Origin of the sequence: Paracoccus yibinensis (assembly GCF_030846195.1) — a bacterium.
GTDB classification, from domain to species: Bacteria; Pseudomonadota; Alphaproteobacteria; order Rhodobacterales; family Rhodobacteraceae; genus Paracoccus; species Paracoccus yibinensis.
The window spans coordinates 414,494-430,264 of sequence record NZ_JAVCWH010000001.1; the positions used below are offsets into that span (position 1 = coordinate 414,494).

The window sequence follows — 15,771 nt, forward strand, 5'->3', positions numbered from 1 at the left end:
TGAAACCCTGGAAACCGCGCCCTTTGTCCAAGGGCGCGGTTTTCCGCTGCTCAGATCCGGCGCAGCGCGATCACGGCGTTCAGCCCGCCAAACGCAAAGGCATTGGACAGCACCGCATCGACCCTTGCCTCGCGCGCCTCGTTCGGGACGACGTCCAGGCCGCATTCTGGATCGGCTTCCTGATAGCCGATGGTAGGCGCGATCACCCCGTCGCGCAGCGCCATGATGCAGGCCAGCAACTCCACCGCCCCGGTGCCGCCGATGATATGGCCGTGCATGGCCTTGGTGGACGAAATCATCAGCCGATCCGCGTGGTGGCCGAATGCATGGGCCACGGCTGCGCATTCCGTCTTGTCGTTCGCGGCCGTCCCGGTGCCGTGCGCGTTGATATAGCCCACGTCTTCCGGGTTCAGGCCGGCATCGTGCAGCGCGGCGGTGATCGCGCGTTCCGCACCTTGGGCCGAGGGCATCACGATGTCCTGCGCGTCCGATGACATGGCGAAACCCACCACCTCGGCCAGGATATCGGCGCCGCGGGCATGGGCATGCTCGTAATCCTCGAAGACAAAGACGCCCGCGCCCTCGCCCTGGACCATGCCGTTGCGGTTGGCCGAAAACGGGCGGCAGGCATCCTTGGACATGACGCGCAGCCCTTCCCAGGCCTTGACGCCGCCAAAGCACAGCATCGCTTCGGACCCGCCGGTCAACATCACCTGCGCGCCACCCGACCGGACCATCTGGAACGCAAGGCCCATCGCATGGTTGGAACTGGCGCAGGCGGTGGCCACCGTGAAGGCCGGGCCGCGCAGCCCGAATTCCATGCTGACATGGCTTGCGGCGGCGTTATTCATCAGCTTGGGAACGACAAAGGGATGGACGCGGTTCTTCCCTTCCTCATAGACGGTGCGGTAATTCTCGTCCCAGGTGTTCAGCCCGCCGCCCGCCGTGCCCAGCACGACGCCGGACCGCAGGCCAAGCGCGCCCTGGAAATCCAGGCCCGCCTGCGCGACGGCCTGCTTGGCGGCCAGCAGGGCGAACTGGGTGAACTTGTCGTAAAGCAGGATCTGCTGACGGTTGAAGTAATCCTCGGCCTTCCAGGGATGGACCTGCGCGCCGATCTGGATCGACAGCCGGTCAACGTCGCGGAATTCCAGCGGGCCGATGCCGCAGCGCCCTTGCCTGAACGCCTCCATCGTGGTCGGCACGTCGTGGCCAAGCGCGTTGATCGTGCCCGCGCCGGTGATGACCACGCGCCGCAGCCCGTCCTGCCGTTCGGAATTCTTCGACGTCATGCGGCCTTCTGCGCCACCAGCCGTTCGACCGCCGCCATGATCGTGCCCATGTTCGAAATGTCGAAATCCGACTTTTCGGGTTCGTTGGCGTTGAATGGGATCGAGATGTCGAACTCTTCCTCGATGGCAAAGATCGATTCGACCAGGCCCAGGCTGTCGATGCCAAGATCCTGGGGGGTCGCGTCGTCGGTGATCTGGTCGGGTTCCAGCATGGCCTGCTCGGCGATGATGGCCCGGATGCGGTTTCTGATCTGGTCGGTCATGACGCCTCCTGCTCAGCCCTTTTCCAACAGTCGTGTAACAGTTTCCTGAAGCCTTGCCAGTTGCTCGGCGAAACGTGGCAGGCGGCGGATGGCCTTCTGGATTTCCATCTGGGTTTCCATCTTGACCGCCGGATTGCCCAGGATCACGCGCCCTGCCGGCACGCGGGTAAAGATCTTGCTGGCCCCACCCGCGATCACGTCGTCGCCCACGTCAATATTGTCATTCACGCCGACCTTGCCGGCCAGCACGACGCGGTTGCCGATCCGGGCGGAGCCGGCGATACCCACCTGCGAACACAGCAGGCAATCGTCGCCCACCGTGACATTGTGGCCAAGCATCACCAGGTTGTCGATCTTGGTGCCGTTGCCCACGCGCGTCGCGCGGATCGTGCCCCGGTCGATGGTGGCATTCGCGCCGATTTCCACGTCATCGCCGATCTCGACCCCGCCCAGCGAGTGGATGCGGGTCCAGTGCTGCTGCTTGATCCCCGCGCGCGTGCCCAGGGTGCGGCGGATCTCCTCGATCCCCGACTCCTCGGGGGTGACAAAGGAAAAGCCGTCGCCGCCGATGACCGCGTTCGACTGCACGATCAGCCGGTCGCCCGCCGTCACGCCATGCGCGATGCGCACGCCCGCGTTCAACAGCAGGTCGTCCCCCAGGCACGACCCGCGACCAATCGACACATGCGGCCCGATCCGGGCGCCTGTGCCAATCCGCACATCGGCGCCGATCACCACGAAAGGACCGATGGCCGCGCCTTCGCCCACCTGCGCCGAAGGGTCGATGACCGCCGTCGGATGGATGCCGGGGGCAATATCGGGACCGGGGTCGAATGCGCGCGTCAGCCCTGCCATCAGCAGGCGCGGGCGCGGCGCAAAGATTGCGGCCTTCAGGCCATAGGCCTGGGGGTCCATTCCCTCGGCCAGGATCGCGATGCTGCCGGGTTTCAGCGTATCCGCATATTTCGGGGACATGGCCATGGCGATGACCCCGCCCTCGGGACCGACCGGGCCGGTCGCCTGGGGTTCTGCCGCGCCGGTGACGGGCAGGTCCAGATCCCCCCAGGCCTTCGCCTCGAGCGCCTGCGCCAGTTGTCCGATCGTGATTGCCATGGATCGCCCCCTTGTCGGAAAGGGGCTTAGACTTTTCGGACCTATGAATCCAGCCCGGCCTTCTGGATCGCATCATACAAGGGCGCGTCACGGCCATAGACGTCCTCGAACCGGCGGATCGTGCCGTCCGCATCCGGGAAGGCCGTGAAATAGACCAGATGCACGGGAACGATGGGGGTAAGCTTCAGCCATGCCTCGCTTCCACGATCCAGCGCCCGATGGAACATGGCCTGCGGATCGTTCGTCTGCTTCGACAGAAGGGCATAGGCCAGATCGAAAGGATCGCCGATGCGGATGCAGCCATGGGAATGGGCACGCATCGCATTGCCGAACAGATGCTTGGTCGGCGTATCGTGCAGATAGATGTTCCAGGGGTTCGGGAAGATGAACTTCACAAGGCCCAGGGCATTGTCGTCGCTGGATTTCTGCCGCATCCGATAGGGAAAGTTCGCCGCCGTATAGCGGCCGAAGTCGATGCGGTCGCGCGCGATCACGTTGCCGTTCCCGTCAACGACGTCCAGATGCGACACCGCATGGCGGTTGGCCTGCAGTTTGGGCAGGTATTCCTTGACCGTGATCGACCGGGGCACGTTCCAGCGGGGATTGGCCACGACATATTCGATCTGATCGGAAAACTCGGGGGTCTGGCGGTCGTGGTCGGCATGACCCACGACGACGCGGGTGCGGAAAACCTCGGCCCCGTTCTCCATGATTCGGGCGGTGTATTCGGGGATGTTCACCCAGACATGGCGGGCGTCCAGATCCTCGGACGCCATCCAGCGCATCCGTTCCAGGGCCACGACGATGGCGCGGTTGCGGGCATCGTCCGGGACATCGCCGTTCAGGTGACGGATGGTCTTGGGCCCGGCCACCCCGTCGGAAGGCAGCCCGACCGCCGCCTGATAGCGCGCCACCGCGTCGGCCAAGGCTGCGTCATAGGCCAGGGGATCAGCGGCGGGCGCGTCAAAGCCGATGCTGCCCAGACGGGCGCGCAGGAAGGCGATGCCGTCGCCGCGCATTCCCGTCCGCCACAATCCTTCGGGGACGCGGGGCAGATCGGCAGAAGCAACCAGGGTATCCTGGACCGTCAGGGCACGTTGAAGCGCGAGATAGGCAGGGTGGCGCGGCTGAAGATCCAGAAGGAACTGCCGTGGGTTTGGCGCCTGCGTGAAATCACGGATCAGGCGGTCGATGGGCGGGCGCCGGACCTCTCGCTTGATCAGCGGATCGACCGAGGCCGGCCGCACCACGCCTCCGGTCATGTCCCGCATATAGCGCACGAGGATTCGCGCCTGCCTGACCTCGGTGTCCGCATCGCGGGCATCGGCGGCAAGGGCAGCCGTGGCATAACGGCCCACCGGAATGCCATGCAGGGGCGCGGTCGCGATCGCCTCGCTCAGGGCGTTGCGCAGTTCACCCGCGCGTTCGCCCATGAAGATCGGCCGCAACCCATGCGACCCGTAATAGGAGGCCAGGTCCGGGACAGCTGCCGCCTTTTCAGCCAGAGCCATGTCCTGGGCGCTGAATTCAAGGCGTGGTGCTGCGGCAACAGCCACCGAGGGGGCCAGTCTCGCCTGCGTCTGCGCAACCGCAGATTGTCCAGTCCAGATCAACAGAATAGCCGCAAAAAGTGTCTGGCCGCGCATCGCCGTCCCTTCAATTCCAGCCTTGGATTCTGTCATCGTTCCCCTTTTTTCACCAGCGAATGCAGGGCACTTCCGCGCATGACGGGGCAATGGTTGCAACGACGCCACAGTCGCGCGGCGACCTTGCCACATCAGGTGATGATCGGCAGGTTCTCGCCTAACATGAGTGAAATTACACGCGGCAGGGAAGGAATCTATTTCTGAGCGCACGGTCTTTTGACATATTGTTAAGCAGCCGGGGATAACCTCGGCCGCGCTGCAGCAACTGCGGCGGAAAAAGACGAAGTGGGACAGGCGATCTGACATGACATTCGACCTTCTTTCGCGCCGCGGCATTCTGGGTGTGTTTGCGGCTACAACCGTGGCGGCAGCGCCGGTTATGGGGAACGCCTTCGGGTTGCTGCGGGGGGCAGGCGACATGCGCCGCATCCGCATGTATTCGGGCAGGACCGGCGAAAGCCTGGACACGGTTTACTGGGTGGATGGAAAGTACATCCGCGAAGCCCTGAACGAGATCAATATCTTCATGCGCGACTGGCGCACTGGCGAAGCCATCGGGATCGACCCGCGCACCGTGGACGTTGCCGCCGCCTCGCACCGGCTGCTGCAGACCAACGAACCCTACATGATGCTGTCCGGCTATCGCTCGCCCCGCACGAATGCGATGCTGCGCCGCAGTTCGGCCGGGGTGGCCCGCAATTCGCTGCACATGGTGGGCAAGGCTGCCGATCTGCGGCTGAAGTCGCGTTCGGTGGGCCAGATGTACAATGCCGCGATGTCCTGCCGGGCCGGGGGCGTGGGCAAGTATTCTCGTTCCAACTTCGTCCATATGGACTGCGGACCCGTCCGCACCTGGGGCGCCTGAAACATCGTTCCTGCACCACGACCTGCAACGCCGCACGCCTTTCGCGCGCGGCGTCTTTTGTTGACGAATGACTGCCGAAACAGCGGGATCCTGCAAGTGGCTTGACGGCACAGCCCGTATCCTGACACCTTTTCATCAAGATGAACGCCAACCGAAAGCTGCCAGATGCCGCAAATGACGCGTCGTTACCGAACGGCCAAGAAAATCCAGGCGACGGCGATCAAACTGGCGGTGCGCGACGGACTGGCGAATGTCACGACCGAGGCGATAGCCAAGGAAGCCGGGATCAGCACCCGAACCTTCTTCAACTATTATCCCTACAAGGAGGCGGCGATGATGGGGCCGCCGCCCGATTATCCGGCCGATGCGTCCGAGCAGTTCGTGAAGGGGCGTGGCACCCTGCTGGAGGATCTGGACCGCCTGATCACCGTTCACCTGGCACGCTTCATCGAGGAGCGGGAGCTTCTGGCCCACATCCTCGTCCTGGCCAATTCGGATGCCAAGCTGGACGCCCTGCGCAATTCCACAATCCTGTCGCGCCGCGCGCAGATGCGCGATCTGCTGCGCCGCCGCTGTCCCGACGCCAAGCCCGCCCAGATCGAGATCCTGGCCGCCGCCATCGTGGCCGCCACCAATGCCGCAACCAAGGACTGGGCCAGCGGAGAAGTTGACGATTTCATCGGCGCTGCGCGCGAGAACCTGACCCTGATCCAGTCTGCGGCGGCGATGCTGTCGCAAAGCCCCGGCTAGAGGCCCAGGATCTTGCGGTAAAGATTGTCCAGGAAGGGACCGGCCTCGACGAAAGGGTCATGTCCGGGGCCAAGCACCGCGCGCACCTGCACCTCGAAATCGGCATAGTGCTGGGTCAGCGCCCAGATCGAGAAGATGAGGTGGCGCGGCTCGACGGGGGCAAGGCGTCCATCATCCATCCAGCCTTGAAGGATCGTCGCCGCACGATCGACGATCTGCCGCAAGCCGCCCCCCAGGATTTCCGTGAGATGCGGCGCGCCCTGCAGGATCTCATAGGCAAACAGGCGGCTTTCGCGGGGAAAGCGGCGCGACATCTCCAGCTTGGCGCGGACATAGGTCATCACCTCCTCCAGCGGGTCGCCGTCGGGATCGATTCGGATCATGGGGGCAAGCCACATGTCCAGCAGCGTCGTCAGCAGGGTCTTGTGGATGTCGTCCTTGGACGCGAAGTAATACAGGACGTTGGGCTTCGACAGCCCTGCCGCGTCGGCGATCTGGTCGATGGTGGCGCCGCGAAATCCGTTGACGGAAAAGACCGACAATGCTCCTTCCAGGATCAGGTCCCGGTTCTTCTGCTGGATGCGCGTCAGGGGAGGCTGCGACTGGTCGGCCATTCCTGTGTCTCTTTCCCCTGATGCATTTTTGGGCAGGCGGCAAGGTGGCCCCGTTCGGGACGCTTGACTGAACCCTGCCCCGTGCTAGCGTGATCCTGACCATTTGGTCAATAAAGGAAGGGTGTTACCGGGCGCACTGCCCCCGGCCCCATCAAGCCTGCCCTGCGCCAGAACGGGGCGGCCAGACAGGAAGGACGACAGATGACCGATGCCAGCGGGCTGGTTCCGGCTGCCAACATGCGGGTTGACGGCGAACGGCTGTGGGACAGCCTGATGCAGATGGCGCAGATCGGCCCCGGCGTGGCGGGCGGCAACAACCGCCAGACCCTGACCGATGCCGATGCCGAAGGGCGCGCCCTGTTCCGCACCTGGTGCGAGGGTGCGGGCATGACCATGGGTCTGGACCGCATGGGCAACATGTTCATGCGCCACGAGGGCACCGAGCCGGATCTGGACCCCGTCTATATCGGCAGCCATCTGGACACGCAGCCGACGGGCGGCAAGTTCGACGGCGTGCTGGGCGTGCTGTCGGGGCTGGAGGTGATCCGGTCGATCCGCGACATGGGCATCACCACGCGCCGTCCCATCGTGGTCGTGAACTGGACGAACGAGGAAGGCGCACGCTTTGCCCCGGCGATGCTGGCATCCGGCGTCTTCGCGGGTGTGTTGACCGAGGATTACGCCAACAGCCGCACCGACGCCGAGGGCAAGCGCTTCGGGGACGAGCTTGACCGCATCGGCTGGCGCGGCGACGAGGCTCCGGGCGATCGCCGCATCCATGCGATGTTCGAATACCATATCGAGCAGGGCCCGATCCTGGAGGCCGAGGGCAAGCAGATCGGGGTCGTCACGCACGGCCAGGGATTGTGGTGGTTGCAGATCACGCTGACCGGCAAGGACGCGCATACCGGATCGACGCCGATGTCCATGCGGGTGAACGCGGGGCTTGGCATGGCGCGGATCATCGAGGCCGTGCATCGCATCGCGATGGATCACCAGCCCGACGCCGTGGGCGCGGTGGGCCAGGCGAATGTCTGGCCGAACAGCCGCAACGTAATCCCGGGCCGCGCGGTCTTCACCGTCGATTTCCGCAGTCCCGATCTGGCCAAGCTGAACGCGATGCGGGCGCGCCTGGAGGAGGAGGCGCCGCAGATCGCCGCCGCCCTGGGTCTGGGGATCGAGATCGAGCCGGTCGGCCATTTCGACCCCGTGGCTTTCGACCCAGGCCTTGTGGAGAAGGTCCGCAACGCGGCGGAACGCTTGGGTTACAGCCACATGAACATCGTCTCGGGCGCGGGGCATGACGCCTGCTGGATCAACCGCGTGGCGCCCACGGTTATGATCATGTGCCCCTGCGTGGACGGGTTGTCGCATAACGAGGCCGAGGAGATCACCCCCGAATGGGCATCGGCGGGTGCGGATGTGCTGCTGCACGCGGTGCTGGATGCGGCCGAGATTGTCCGCTGACGCGGACGAAAGCCGGGGGCGCTGCCCCCGGACCCCCGGGATATTTGAACACAGAAGATGAGGGCATCCATGAGCACGGTCATCCGCAACGGCACCATCGTCACCGCCGATCTGACCTACAAGGCCGATGTGCTGGTCGAGGGCGGGCGCATCGCGGCCATCGGCCAGGGGCTGACTGGCGACAGGGTGCTGGACGCCACCGGATGCTATGTCATGCCGGGCGGAATCGACCCGCACACGCATCTGGAGATGCCCTTCATGGGCACCTATTCCGCCGACGACTTCGACAGCGGCACGCGGGCGGCGCTGGCGGGCGGCACGACCATGGTGGTGGACTTCGCCCTGCCCTCGCCCGGGCAGGGGCTGCTGGACGCCCTGCAGATGTGGGACAACAAGTCGGGCCGCGCGCATTGCGATTACAGCTTCCACATGGCGGTGACGTGGTGGGGGGAACAGGTCTTCAACGAAATGCAGGCGGTGGTGGATCGCGGCATCACCAGCTTCAAGCATTTCATGGCCTACAAGGGCGCGCTGATGGTGAACGACGACGAGTTGTTCGCGTCTTTCCGCCGGGTTGGCGACCTTGGCGGCATCGCCCTGGTCCATGCCGAGAACGGCGACGTGGTGGCGGAACTGTCTGCGCGCCTGCTGGCAGAAGGCAACACCGGCCCCGAGGCCCATGCCTATTCCCGCCCCCCGCAGGTCGAGGGCGAGGCCACGAACCGCGCCATCATGGTGGCCGACATGGCGGGCGTGCTGCTGTATGTGGTCCACGTGTCCTGCGAGGATAGCCACGAGGCGATCCGCCGCGCCCGGGCGGCAGGCAAGCGCGTCTGGGGAGAGCCGCTTATCCAGCACCTGACGCTGGACGAAAGTGAATATTTCAACCCCGACTGGGACCATGCGGCGCGGCGGGTCATGTCGCCCCCGTTCCGCAACAAGCTGCACCAGGACAGCCTATGGGCGGGGCTGCAATCGGGGTCGCTGTCGGTGGTGGCGACGGATCATTGCGCCTTTACCACGGCACAGAAACGGACCGGCATCGGCGACTTCACCAAGATCCCGAACGGCACAGGGGGGCTTGAGGATCGGATGCCGATGCTGTGGACCCACGGGGTCGGCACGGGCCGCCTGACGCCGAACGAGTTCGTGGCCGTCACCTCGACCAATATCGCCAAGATCCTGGGGATGTATCCCCGGAAGGGCGCGGTGCTGGTGGGCAGCGATGCCGATCTGGTCGTCTGGGATCCCGAGGCCGAGAAGACCATCAGCGCGGGCAGCCAGCAATCCGCCATCGACTACAACGTGTTCGAGGGGCAGCGCGTCAAAGGCCTGCCGCGCTATGTCCTGACGCGCGGCCATGTCGCGGTGACGGAGGGCAGGCTGGACTCGCGCGAGGGGCATGGCGAGTTCGTGGCACGTGAGCCGCGCGGAACGGTGAACCGGGCGTTGTCGGCATGGAAGGAACTGACCGCGCCAAGGCCGGTGGAACGGTCGGGGATACCGGCGAGCGGGGTGTGATGGGCTGGCTCTATGGTACAGGTTTCATGCAGTGGTTCTGGGCGACTTGGTTGGCCACCATGCTGTTTTGGCCGGTGCCTCTGTTTCTAAGCAACACTTCAACAAATGAGATAGATCTGCTTGCACTTGTCGCTGCGCCATTCATTTCATTGCCAGTTGTCCTGCCTCTCGGCCTCATGATCGCTGCGACAGCTTTCCTTCCTGCTGTCTTTGGCTGGTGGCTGGCGCGTCGCCTAACGGCATGGGCGGGTATTGGCGGCGGGTTGGCAGCAAGTGCCGCAGGCATCATCGCAACCATATGTGCGCTTGCTCTGCCGACTTGGTTCAGCGGCATGATGAGCGGTAAAGAGCCAGAAGGTTTGGATTTAAAAGCCTTCATCTATTTCATTGTTTCTCTGGCAGGACCAGTCGCTGCCATCGCCGGGCCGTTTGTGGCTCTGACACTGACACGGGAAAGATTTCCAAGGCCATGACCCCAGGCAGAATGGAACGCAGCATCGACACCATGCAGCCGGTCATCAGCGCGGAAAACATTTCCCTCACTTTCCAGACCGCCGATGGCCCGGTCCATGCGCTGAAGAACGTATCCCTGACCATCAACCAGGGCGATTTCGTCAGCTTCATCGGCCCGTCCGGCTGCGGCAAGACCACCTTCCTGCGCGCCATTGCCGCACTCGAAACCCCCACTGCCGGCACGCTGTCCGTCGCAGGCATGACCCCGGATCAGGCGCGGCGCAGGCGGGCCTATGGCTATGTCTTCCAGGCGCCGGGGCTTTATCCGTGGCGGACGATTGCCGGGAACATCAGCCTGCCGCTGGAGATCATGGGCTTTGCAAGGCCGGACCGCCAGCAGCGGATCGCCCGCGTGCTGGATCTGGTGGACCTGGCCGGCTTTGGGGGCAAGTATCCCTGGCAATTGTCCGGCGGGATGCAGCAGCGTGCCTCGATCGCGCGCGCCTTGGCCTTTGACGCCGACATCCTGCTGATGGACGAACCCTTCGGCGCGCTTGATGAAATCGTGCGCGACCGCCTGAACGAGGCGCTGCTGGATCTGTGGAAGAAGACCGGCAAGACCATCGGTTTTGTCACCCACTCGATCCCCGAGGCGGTGTATCTTTCCACGAAAATCGTCGTCATGTCGCCGCGTCCGGGCCGGATCACGCGGGTGATCGACAGCCCCCTGCCGCGCGACCGCCCGCTGGAAATCCGCGACACGCCCGAGTTCATCGCTCTGGCCCAGCAGGTGCGGGAAGGGCTGCGCGAGGGGCACAGCTATGACTGAGGCGGTTGCGCGGGGGAATGGTGGGGTGAACCCCACCCTACGGGCCTTGCCCATCCTGACCGTTCTGCTGGCGATCGTCGTAGTCTGGTATGGGGCGGCGGTCTGGATGAACGCGCCCTGGGTCCGCGACCAGGCGGCGCGGGCCGAGACCACGCTGACAACCGGCGACCTAATCCGCCAGACCCTGACGCTGGAACGCCCCGTCCTGCCCGCCCCGCATCAGGTGGCGGCGGGCTTGTGGGAGGGGATCGCGGGGCAAAAGATCACCTCGAAGCGCAGCCTGGTCTGGCATGGCTGGGTCACGCTGTCGGCCACGCTGGCGGGCTTTGCCATCGGGACCGTGGCGGGGATCCTTCTGGCCGTGGGGATCGTCCACAACCGCGCCATGGACCAGTCGGTCATGCCCTGGGCGGTGGCCAGCCAGACAGTGCCGATCCTCGCCATCGCGCCCATGGTGATCGTGGTCTTTGCCAGCATGGGCGTCACCGGGCTGCTGCCCAAGGCAATCATCGCGGCCTGGCTGTCCTTCTTTCCGGTGCTGGTGGGGATGGTAAAGGGCCTGCGCACGCCCGATGCGATGCAGCTTGACCTGATGCACAGCTGGAACGCATCGCGCGCGCAGCAGTTCTGGCGGCTGCGGCTGCCCAGTTCGCTGCCTTATCTGTTCGCCAGCCTCAAGGTCGCCATTGCCGCCGCCCTGGTCGGCACCATCGTCGGCGAGCTTCCGGCAGGGGCCACCGCAGGCCTTGGCGCGCGGCTGCTGTCGGGCAGCTACTACGGCCAGACGGTGCAGATCTGGTCGGCCCTATTCGCCGCCGCGATCCTGGCCGCCGTGCTGGTGATGCTGATCGGTGCGCTGGAGCGGCTGACCCTGCGCCGCATGGGGCTGGCGCGATGAGCGCGCTGCCCATCCTCGCCGTCTGGCTGGGGGCCATGACGTTGAACAGCTGGCTGGCGCGGTTCGATACCCGCGCGACCCGGCTGGCGGTGGCGCTGATCTTTGGCGCCACGATCCTGGTGCTGTGGGAAATGGCGGTGCGCATCTATGCCGTCCCGCCCGTGATCCTGCCCGCGCCCAGCCAGATTGGCGCCAGCTTTGCGGCGAACACCCAGATCCTGTGGACCGACTTCGTGCAGACAATCGTAAAGGGCGCGCTGACCGGCTGGCTGATCGGCGCGCTTGCCGCCGTGCTGACCGCCATTGCCATCGACCGCAGCCCCTTCCTGCAGCGCGGGCTGCTGCCCATCGGCAATTTCGTGGCGGCCCTGCCCATTGTCGGCATCGCGCCGATCCTGGTGATGTGGTTCGGCTTCGACTGGCAATCCAAGGCGGCGGTGGTCGTGGTGATGGTCTTCTTCCCCATCCTGGTGAACATGGTGGCGGGGCTTGCCGCGACCGATCCGATGCAACGCGACCTGATGGCGACCTGGGCCGCACCCTATGGCGCAAGCCTGTGGAAGCTGCGCCTGCCCGCCGCCATGCCCTTCCTGTTCAACGGGCTGAAGATCACCACCACGCTGGCCCTGATCGGTGCCATCGTGGCGGAATTCTTCGGCAGCCCGACCAAGGGCATGGGATTCAGGATCTCGACCGCCGTAGGGCGGCTGGACCTGCCGCTGGTCTGGGCGGAAATCCTTGTGGCGGCCATTGCCGGGTCGCTGTTCTATGGCATCGTGGCGCTGATCGAAAAGAAGGTGACGTTCTGGCACCCGTCGCAGCGCCGTCAACGGGGCTGAAAACCCCAACACAGGAGAGGGAAGAATGAAGACATTGATGCTGGGCACCGCCATCGCCTTGGCCGCGGGCACCGCAGGCGCCCAGGAACTGACCCTGCAACTGAAATGGGTCACACAGGCGCAGTTCGCGGGCTACTACGTCGCCAAGGACAAGGGCTTCTACGAGGAAGAAGGCCTCGACGTCACCATCCTGCCCGGCGGTCCCGACATCGCGCCCACGCAGGTGCTGGCGGGCGGCGGCGCGGATGTGATCGTCGAATGGATGCCCGCCGCCCTCGCCGCGCGGGAAAAGGGCCTGCCCCTGGTCAATATCGCCCAGCCCTTCAAGGCGTCCGGCATGATGCTGACCTGCCTCAAGGAAAGTGGCATCACCGATCCCAAGACCGACTTCAAGGGCAAGACCCTGGGCGTCTGGTTCTCGGGCAACGAATACCCCTTCCTGTCCTGGATGAGCCAGCTTGGCCTTTCGACCGAAGGCGGGCCGGATGGCGTCACGGTCCTGAAGCAGGGCTTCAACGTCGATCCTCTGCTGCAGAAACAGGCGGCCTGCATCAGCACCATGACCTATAACGAATACGGCCAGATCCTGGACGCCGGGATCGCGCCCGAGGATCTGGTGACCTTCAAGTATGAGGATCAGGGCGTCGCCACGCTGGAGGACGGCCTTTATGTCCTGCAAAGCACGCTGGAGGATGACGCCAAGGTCACCGATCTGGTGAAATTCGTCCGCGCCAGCATGAAGGGCTGGAAATACGCCGAGGAACACCCCGAGGAAGCCGCCCAGATCGTGCTGGACAATGACGAGACCGGCGCGCAGACGCTGGACCATCAGGTCCGCATGGTCACGGAAATCGGCAAGCTGACGGCAGGCAGCGACGGCACCCTGGACGAGGGTGACTATCAGCGGACCGTGGACACGCTGATGGCGGGCGGATCCGACCCGGTGATCTCGAAGGCGCCGGAAGGGGCCTTCACCCACCTGATCACCGACCGCGCCTTCGACTGATCCATCTTCTGTGCGTAAATATCCTCGGGGGGATCTCCGAAGGAGATGGGGGGCAGACAGCCCCCCTTCTTCGTCGCCCCTTGCAACCCCAGGGGCCGCGCGCCATAGCACCGCGCATGAGCCTGCCGCCCGCGAAACACAGCTTCACCGATGACGCCCAGGGCATCGCCTTCGGCAGCTTCATGGCCGCCGTCAGCCTGGTGCTGCTGACGCATCTGGGCTTTGTGACCGGCCAGACGGCGGGCTTGGCGATCCTGATATCCTATGCGGCCGGCTGGCCCTTCGGGCTGGTGTTCTTTGTCATCAACCTGCCCTTCTACTGGCTGGGCTTGAAACGCTTCGGCCCCACCTTCGTCGCCAAAAGCTTCATGGCCGTGGCCATCGTCTCGGCCCTTGCGATGATCCTTCCCGATTACCTTCATTTCGGCCAGACCCACCCGGCCGTGGGTGCGGTGCTGGTGGGTTGCCTGACCGGCGCTGGCATGATCGCGCTGTTTCGTCATGGCGCATCGCTGGGCGGGATCGGGATTGTCGGTCTTTACATCCAGGATGCGACGGGCTTTCGCGCAGGTTGGGTGCAACTGGGCTTCGACGCGCTTCTGTTCGCGGTCGCGCTGACGCTGCGCGATTCCGTAACGGTGGGGTGGAGTTTCCTGGGGGCCCTGATCCTGAACCTGACCATCGCGGTGAACCACCGCAGGGACCGCTATATCGCTTGAAGGGATGGGGCGGCTTCCCGCCCCGCCCCCGGTATTCAGCGGGCCATTTCGCGCACCACCTCTCCCTGAGGATCCAGTTCCAGCGTCACCGCCTCGCCCTGCGGGTTGGTCGCATCCAGCAGCAGGCGCGGGCCATGGGCGTGCAAAAGGCCAAGTCCGCTATACCCCGCCCCGGTCAGCCGCTGATTGACGGCCACGGTATCGAAGTCGGCAGGGATCGCGGCCGGGCCGCCGCCGTTGCGGCCCATGGGACGCGCTTCATGCGGTCCGTCGCCATGCCTGGCGTGATTGCCGGGACCTGCGCCGTGGTCACCGTGGCCAGGTCCGCGATCGCTGCGGCGCTCGTCACGCCGGTCGCCGCGCGGCCCATCCTCGCGGCCAAAGCGCAGCACGCGACCGTCCGCGTCGAATTCGGCGCGCATGTCCTCGCCATTGGCATCTTCGCCCTTGACCGTCACGCGTCCGTTGCGATTGCCGATCTCGTCGATGCGGTCGAACTGTGCGATCACCTCATTGTCGCGCACGGCCTGGGGCAGCAGCGCATTGACCAGTTCGGCGGGGATTGCGGCATCATCCATCTCTACCTCGACCAGCGTGTTCTGGCGGTCGAATTTCACCTCGATCTCGGCTCCGCTGGACTGGCGACCCTTGATCTCGACGTGATCGGGACGTTGCTTCACCTCGGTGATGGACCCGAACAGACCCATGACCTGCTGGCCGCGCAGATCGGCGGGCACCAGGGCGTCGGTCAGCGACTGCGGCAAGGCGCCGTTGTCGGCCTCGACCTCGACCAGATTGCCGGCCATGTCGATCCTGGCCTCGATGTCGATACCATCGGCGGTGCGTCCCTCGATCTCGCGCATTCCGTCGCGCTTGGTGTCGATTTCCAGGTTGCCCAGGTTCAGGCCGGCCAAGGGTGCGGGCAGGTCAGCCGGCGCAGGCGCCGCGGTCTGCGCCATCGCGCCCGTGCCGATCCCGGCAATCAGCGCCAGAATCGCGGCCGAAGTGGTGAATGTGCGAATGGCCATATCGGTATCCTTTCCAGTTTTGCGGGCGGCAAGGCCCTGACGAATCATGTTCTAGCAAGTCGTCGCCGAACGGATCGCCAATGGCCTGTTTGGTTTCCATTTGGGTTTCCGCCGCTATGCTGGCGCCATGAACCCGACCCGCGCCCTTGCCCTGATCCTTGCGACCTGCGCCCCCGCGGCGGGACAGGAAGTCGCGCCGCAGATCATCGAACAGTTCCAGCCCTTGCCCTTCCACGAGATCGCCGCATCGGTATCCGACCGCTATGAAGGCAGGCTGTTGGCTGCCGATACCCGCGCGCCGGTGCCGCATGAACGCGACCTGGGGGCGGAGCTGGTCTATGAGTTCCGGCTTCTGACCCCACAGGGCAACCTGCTGGACATCCGCATCGATGCCCGCAGCGGACGCTTTCTGTCGGTGTCGGGACGGGGCCAGCTGGAAGCCCGCAAGCCGGTGAAATGAAGGAACCC

The 15,771-nt window shown here is 65.0% G+C and carries 17 protein-coding genes; 11 read left to right on the forward strand and 6 right to left on the reverse strand.

Going from position 1 to position 15,771, the window contains the following annotated elements; all coding sequences use genetic code 11:
• Positions 1-50: 50 nt before the first annotated feature.
• Genes RAH32_RS02150 through RAH32_RS02165 form a run of 4 tightly spaced genes read right to left on the reverse strand, consistent with a single transcriptional unit; the run spans position 51 to position 4,179 of the window.
• On the reverse strand, positions 51-1,259 hold the full coding sequence (locus RAH32_RS02150) for a beta-ketoacyl-[acyl-carrier-protein] synthase family protein (protein ID WP_306605202.1): 1,209 nt from the start codon (positions 1,257-1,259) through the stop codon (positions 51-53).
• A 29-nt stretch (positions 1,260-1,288) separates the two neighbouring features.
• The gene (locus RAH32_RS02155; RefSeq protein WP_306604698.1) at positions 1,289-1,555 is read right to left on the reverse strand and encodes an acyl carrier protein; all 267 of its coding nucleotides are present in this window, start codon (positions 1,553-1,555) and stop codon (positions 1,289-1,291) included.
• 12 nt (positions 1,556-1,567) lie between these two features.
• On the reverse strand, positions 1,568-2,668 hold the full coding sequence (lpxD, locus tag RAH32_RS02160) for a UDP-3-O-(3-hydroxymyristoyl)glucosamine N-acyltransferase (protein WP_306604700.1): 1,101 nt from the start codon (positions 2,666-2,668) through the stop codon (positions 1,568-1,570).
• Between the two features lie 41 nt (positions 2,669-2,709).
• Positions 2,710-4,179, reverse strand: coding sequence for a L,D-transpeptidase family protein (locus RAH32_RS02165; RefSeq protein WP_306604702.1), 1,470 nt, complete (start codon positions 4,177-4,179; stop codon positions 2,710-2,712).
• 439 nt (positions 4,180-4,618) lie between these two features.
• Between RAH32_RS02165 and mepK the strand changes: the two genes are divergently transcribed.
• A complete protein-coding gene (mepK, locus tag RAH32_RS02170) occupies positions 4,619-5,179 on the forward strand; it encodes a peptidoglycan L,D-endopeptidase MepK (RefSeq protein ID WP_306604704.1) in 561 nt (186 codons plus the stop codon).
• 174 nt (positions 5,180-5,353) lie between these two features.
• Positions 5,354-5,929 carry a TetR/AcrR family transcriptional regulator gene (locus RAH32_RS02175; protein WP_306604706.1) on the forward strand — a complete coding sequence of 192 codons (576 nt, stop codon included), beginning with the start codon at positions 5,354-5,356 and terminating at the stop codon, positions 5,927-5,929.
• Here RAH32_RS02175 and RAH32_RS02180 read toward each other — a convergent pair.
• A complete protein-coding gene (locus tag RAH32_RS02180) occupies positions 5,926-6,543 on the reverse strand; it encodes a TetR family transcriptional regulator C-terminal domain-containing protein (RefSeq protein WP_306604708.1) in 618 nt (205 codons plus the stop codon). The two genes, RAH32_RS02175 and RAH32_RS02180, sit on opposite strands and share 4 nt — an antisense overlap.
• Before the next feature lie 201 nt (positions 6,544-6,744).
• Here RAH32_RS02180 and RAH32_RS02185 point away from each other — a divergent pair, with 201 nt between their 5' ends.
• From RAH32_RS02185 to RAH32_RS02220, 8 genes are all read left to right on the forward strand, one after another.
• Positions 6,745-8,010: a Zn-dependent hydrolase gene (locus tag RAH32_RS02185; RefSeq protein ID WP_306604710.1), complete on the forward strand. Its 1,266-nt coding sequence runs from the start codon at positions 6,745-6,747 to the stop codon at positions 8,008-8,010.
• A 69-nt stretch (positions 8,011-8,079) separates the two neighbouring features.
• Entirely contained in the window at positions 8,080-9,531 is a 1,452-nt protein-coding gene (gene hydA / locus RAH32_RS02190) for a dihydropyrimidinase (RefSeq protein ID WP_306604713.1), read from the forward strand.
• Positions 9,531-10,004, forward strand: a complete 474-nt coding sequence (locus RAH32_RS02195) for a hypothetical protein (protein ID WP_306604714.1) — start codon at positions 9,531-9,533, stop codon at positions 10,002-10,004. The genes hydA and RAH32_RS02195 overlap by 1 nt, the downstream gene beginning before the upstream one ends.
• The gene (locus RAH32_RS02200) at positions 10,001-10,813 is read left to right on the forward strand and encodes an ABC transporter ATP-binding protein (protein ID WP_373429650.1); all 813 of its coding nucleotides are present in this window, start codon (positions 10,001-10,003) and stop codon (positions 10,811-10,813) included. The genes RAH32_RS02195 and RAH32_RS02200 overlap by 4 nt, the downstream gene beginning before the upstream one ends.
• A complete protein-coding gene (locus tag RAH32_RS02205; RefSeq protein WP_306604716.1) occupies positions 10,806-11,711 on the forward strand; it encodes an ABC transporter permease in 906 nt (301 codons plus the stop codon). Before RAH32_RS02200 ends, RAH32_RS02205 begins: the two co-directional genes overlap by 8 nt.
• A 35-nt stretch (positions 11,712-11,746) precedes the next feature.
• Positions 11,747-12,550, forward strand: coding sequence for an ABC transporter permease (locus RAH32_RS02210; RefSeq protein ID WP_373429660.1), 804 nt, complete (start codon positions 11,747-11,749; stop codon positions 12,548-12,550).
• 25 nt (positions 12,551-12,575) lie between these two features.
• Positions 12,576-13,556 (forward strand): ABC transporter substrate-binding protein, encoded by a 981-nt coding sequence (locus tag RAH32_RS02215; RefSeq protein ID WP_306604720.1) that lies wholly within the window; start codon positions 12,576-12,578, stop codon positions 13,554-13,556.
• Positions 13,557-13,672: 116 nt separating this feature from the next.
• Positions 13,673-14,275, forward strand: a complete 603-nt coding sequence (locus RAH32_RS02220) for a YitT family protein (RefSeq protein ID WP_306604722.1) — start codon at positions 13,673-13,675, stop codon at positions 14,273-14,275.
• A gap of 35 nt (positions 14,276-14,310) precedes the next feature.
• On the opposite strand, the gene RAH32_RS02225 is transcribed toward RAH32_RS02220, so the two are convergent.
• Positions 14,311-15,303, reverse strand: a complete 993-nt coding sequence (locus RAH32_RS02225; RefSeq protein ID WP_306604724.1) for a hypothetical protein — start codon at positions 15,301-15,303, stop codon at positions 14,311-14,313.
• Positions 15,304-15,430: 127 nt separating this feature from the next.
• On the opposite strand from RAH32_RS02225, the gene RAH32_RS02230 reads away from it, so the two are divergent.
• A complete protein-coding gene (locus RAH32_RS02230; protein WP_306604726.1) occupies positions 15,431-15,763 on the forward strand; it encodes a PepSY domain-containing protein in 333 nt (110 codons plus the stop codon).
• The last annotated feature ends 8 nt before the right edge of the window (positions 15,764-15,771 follow it).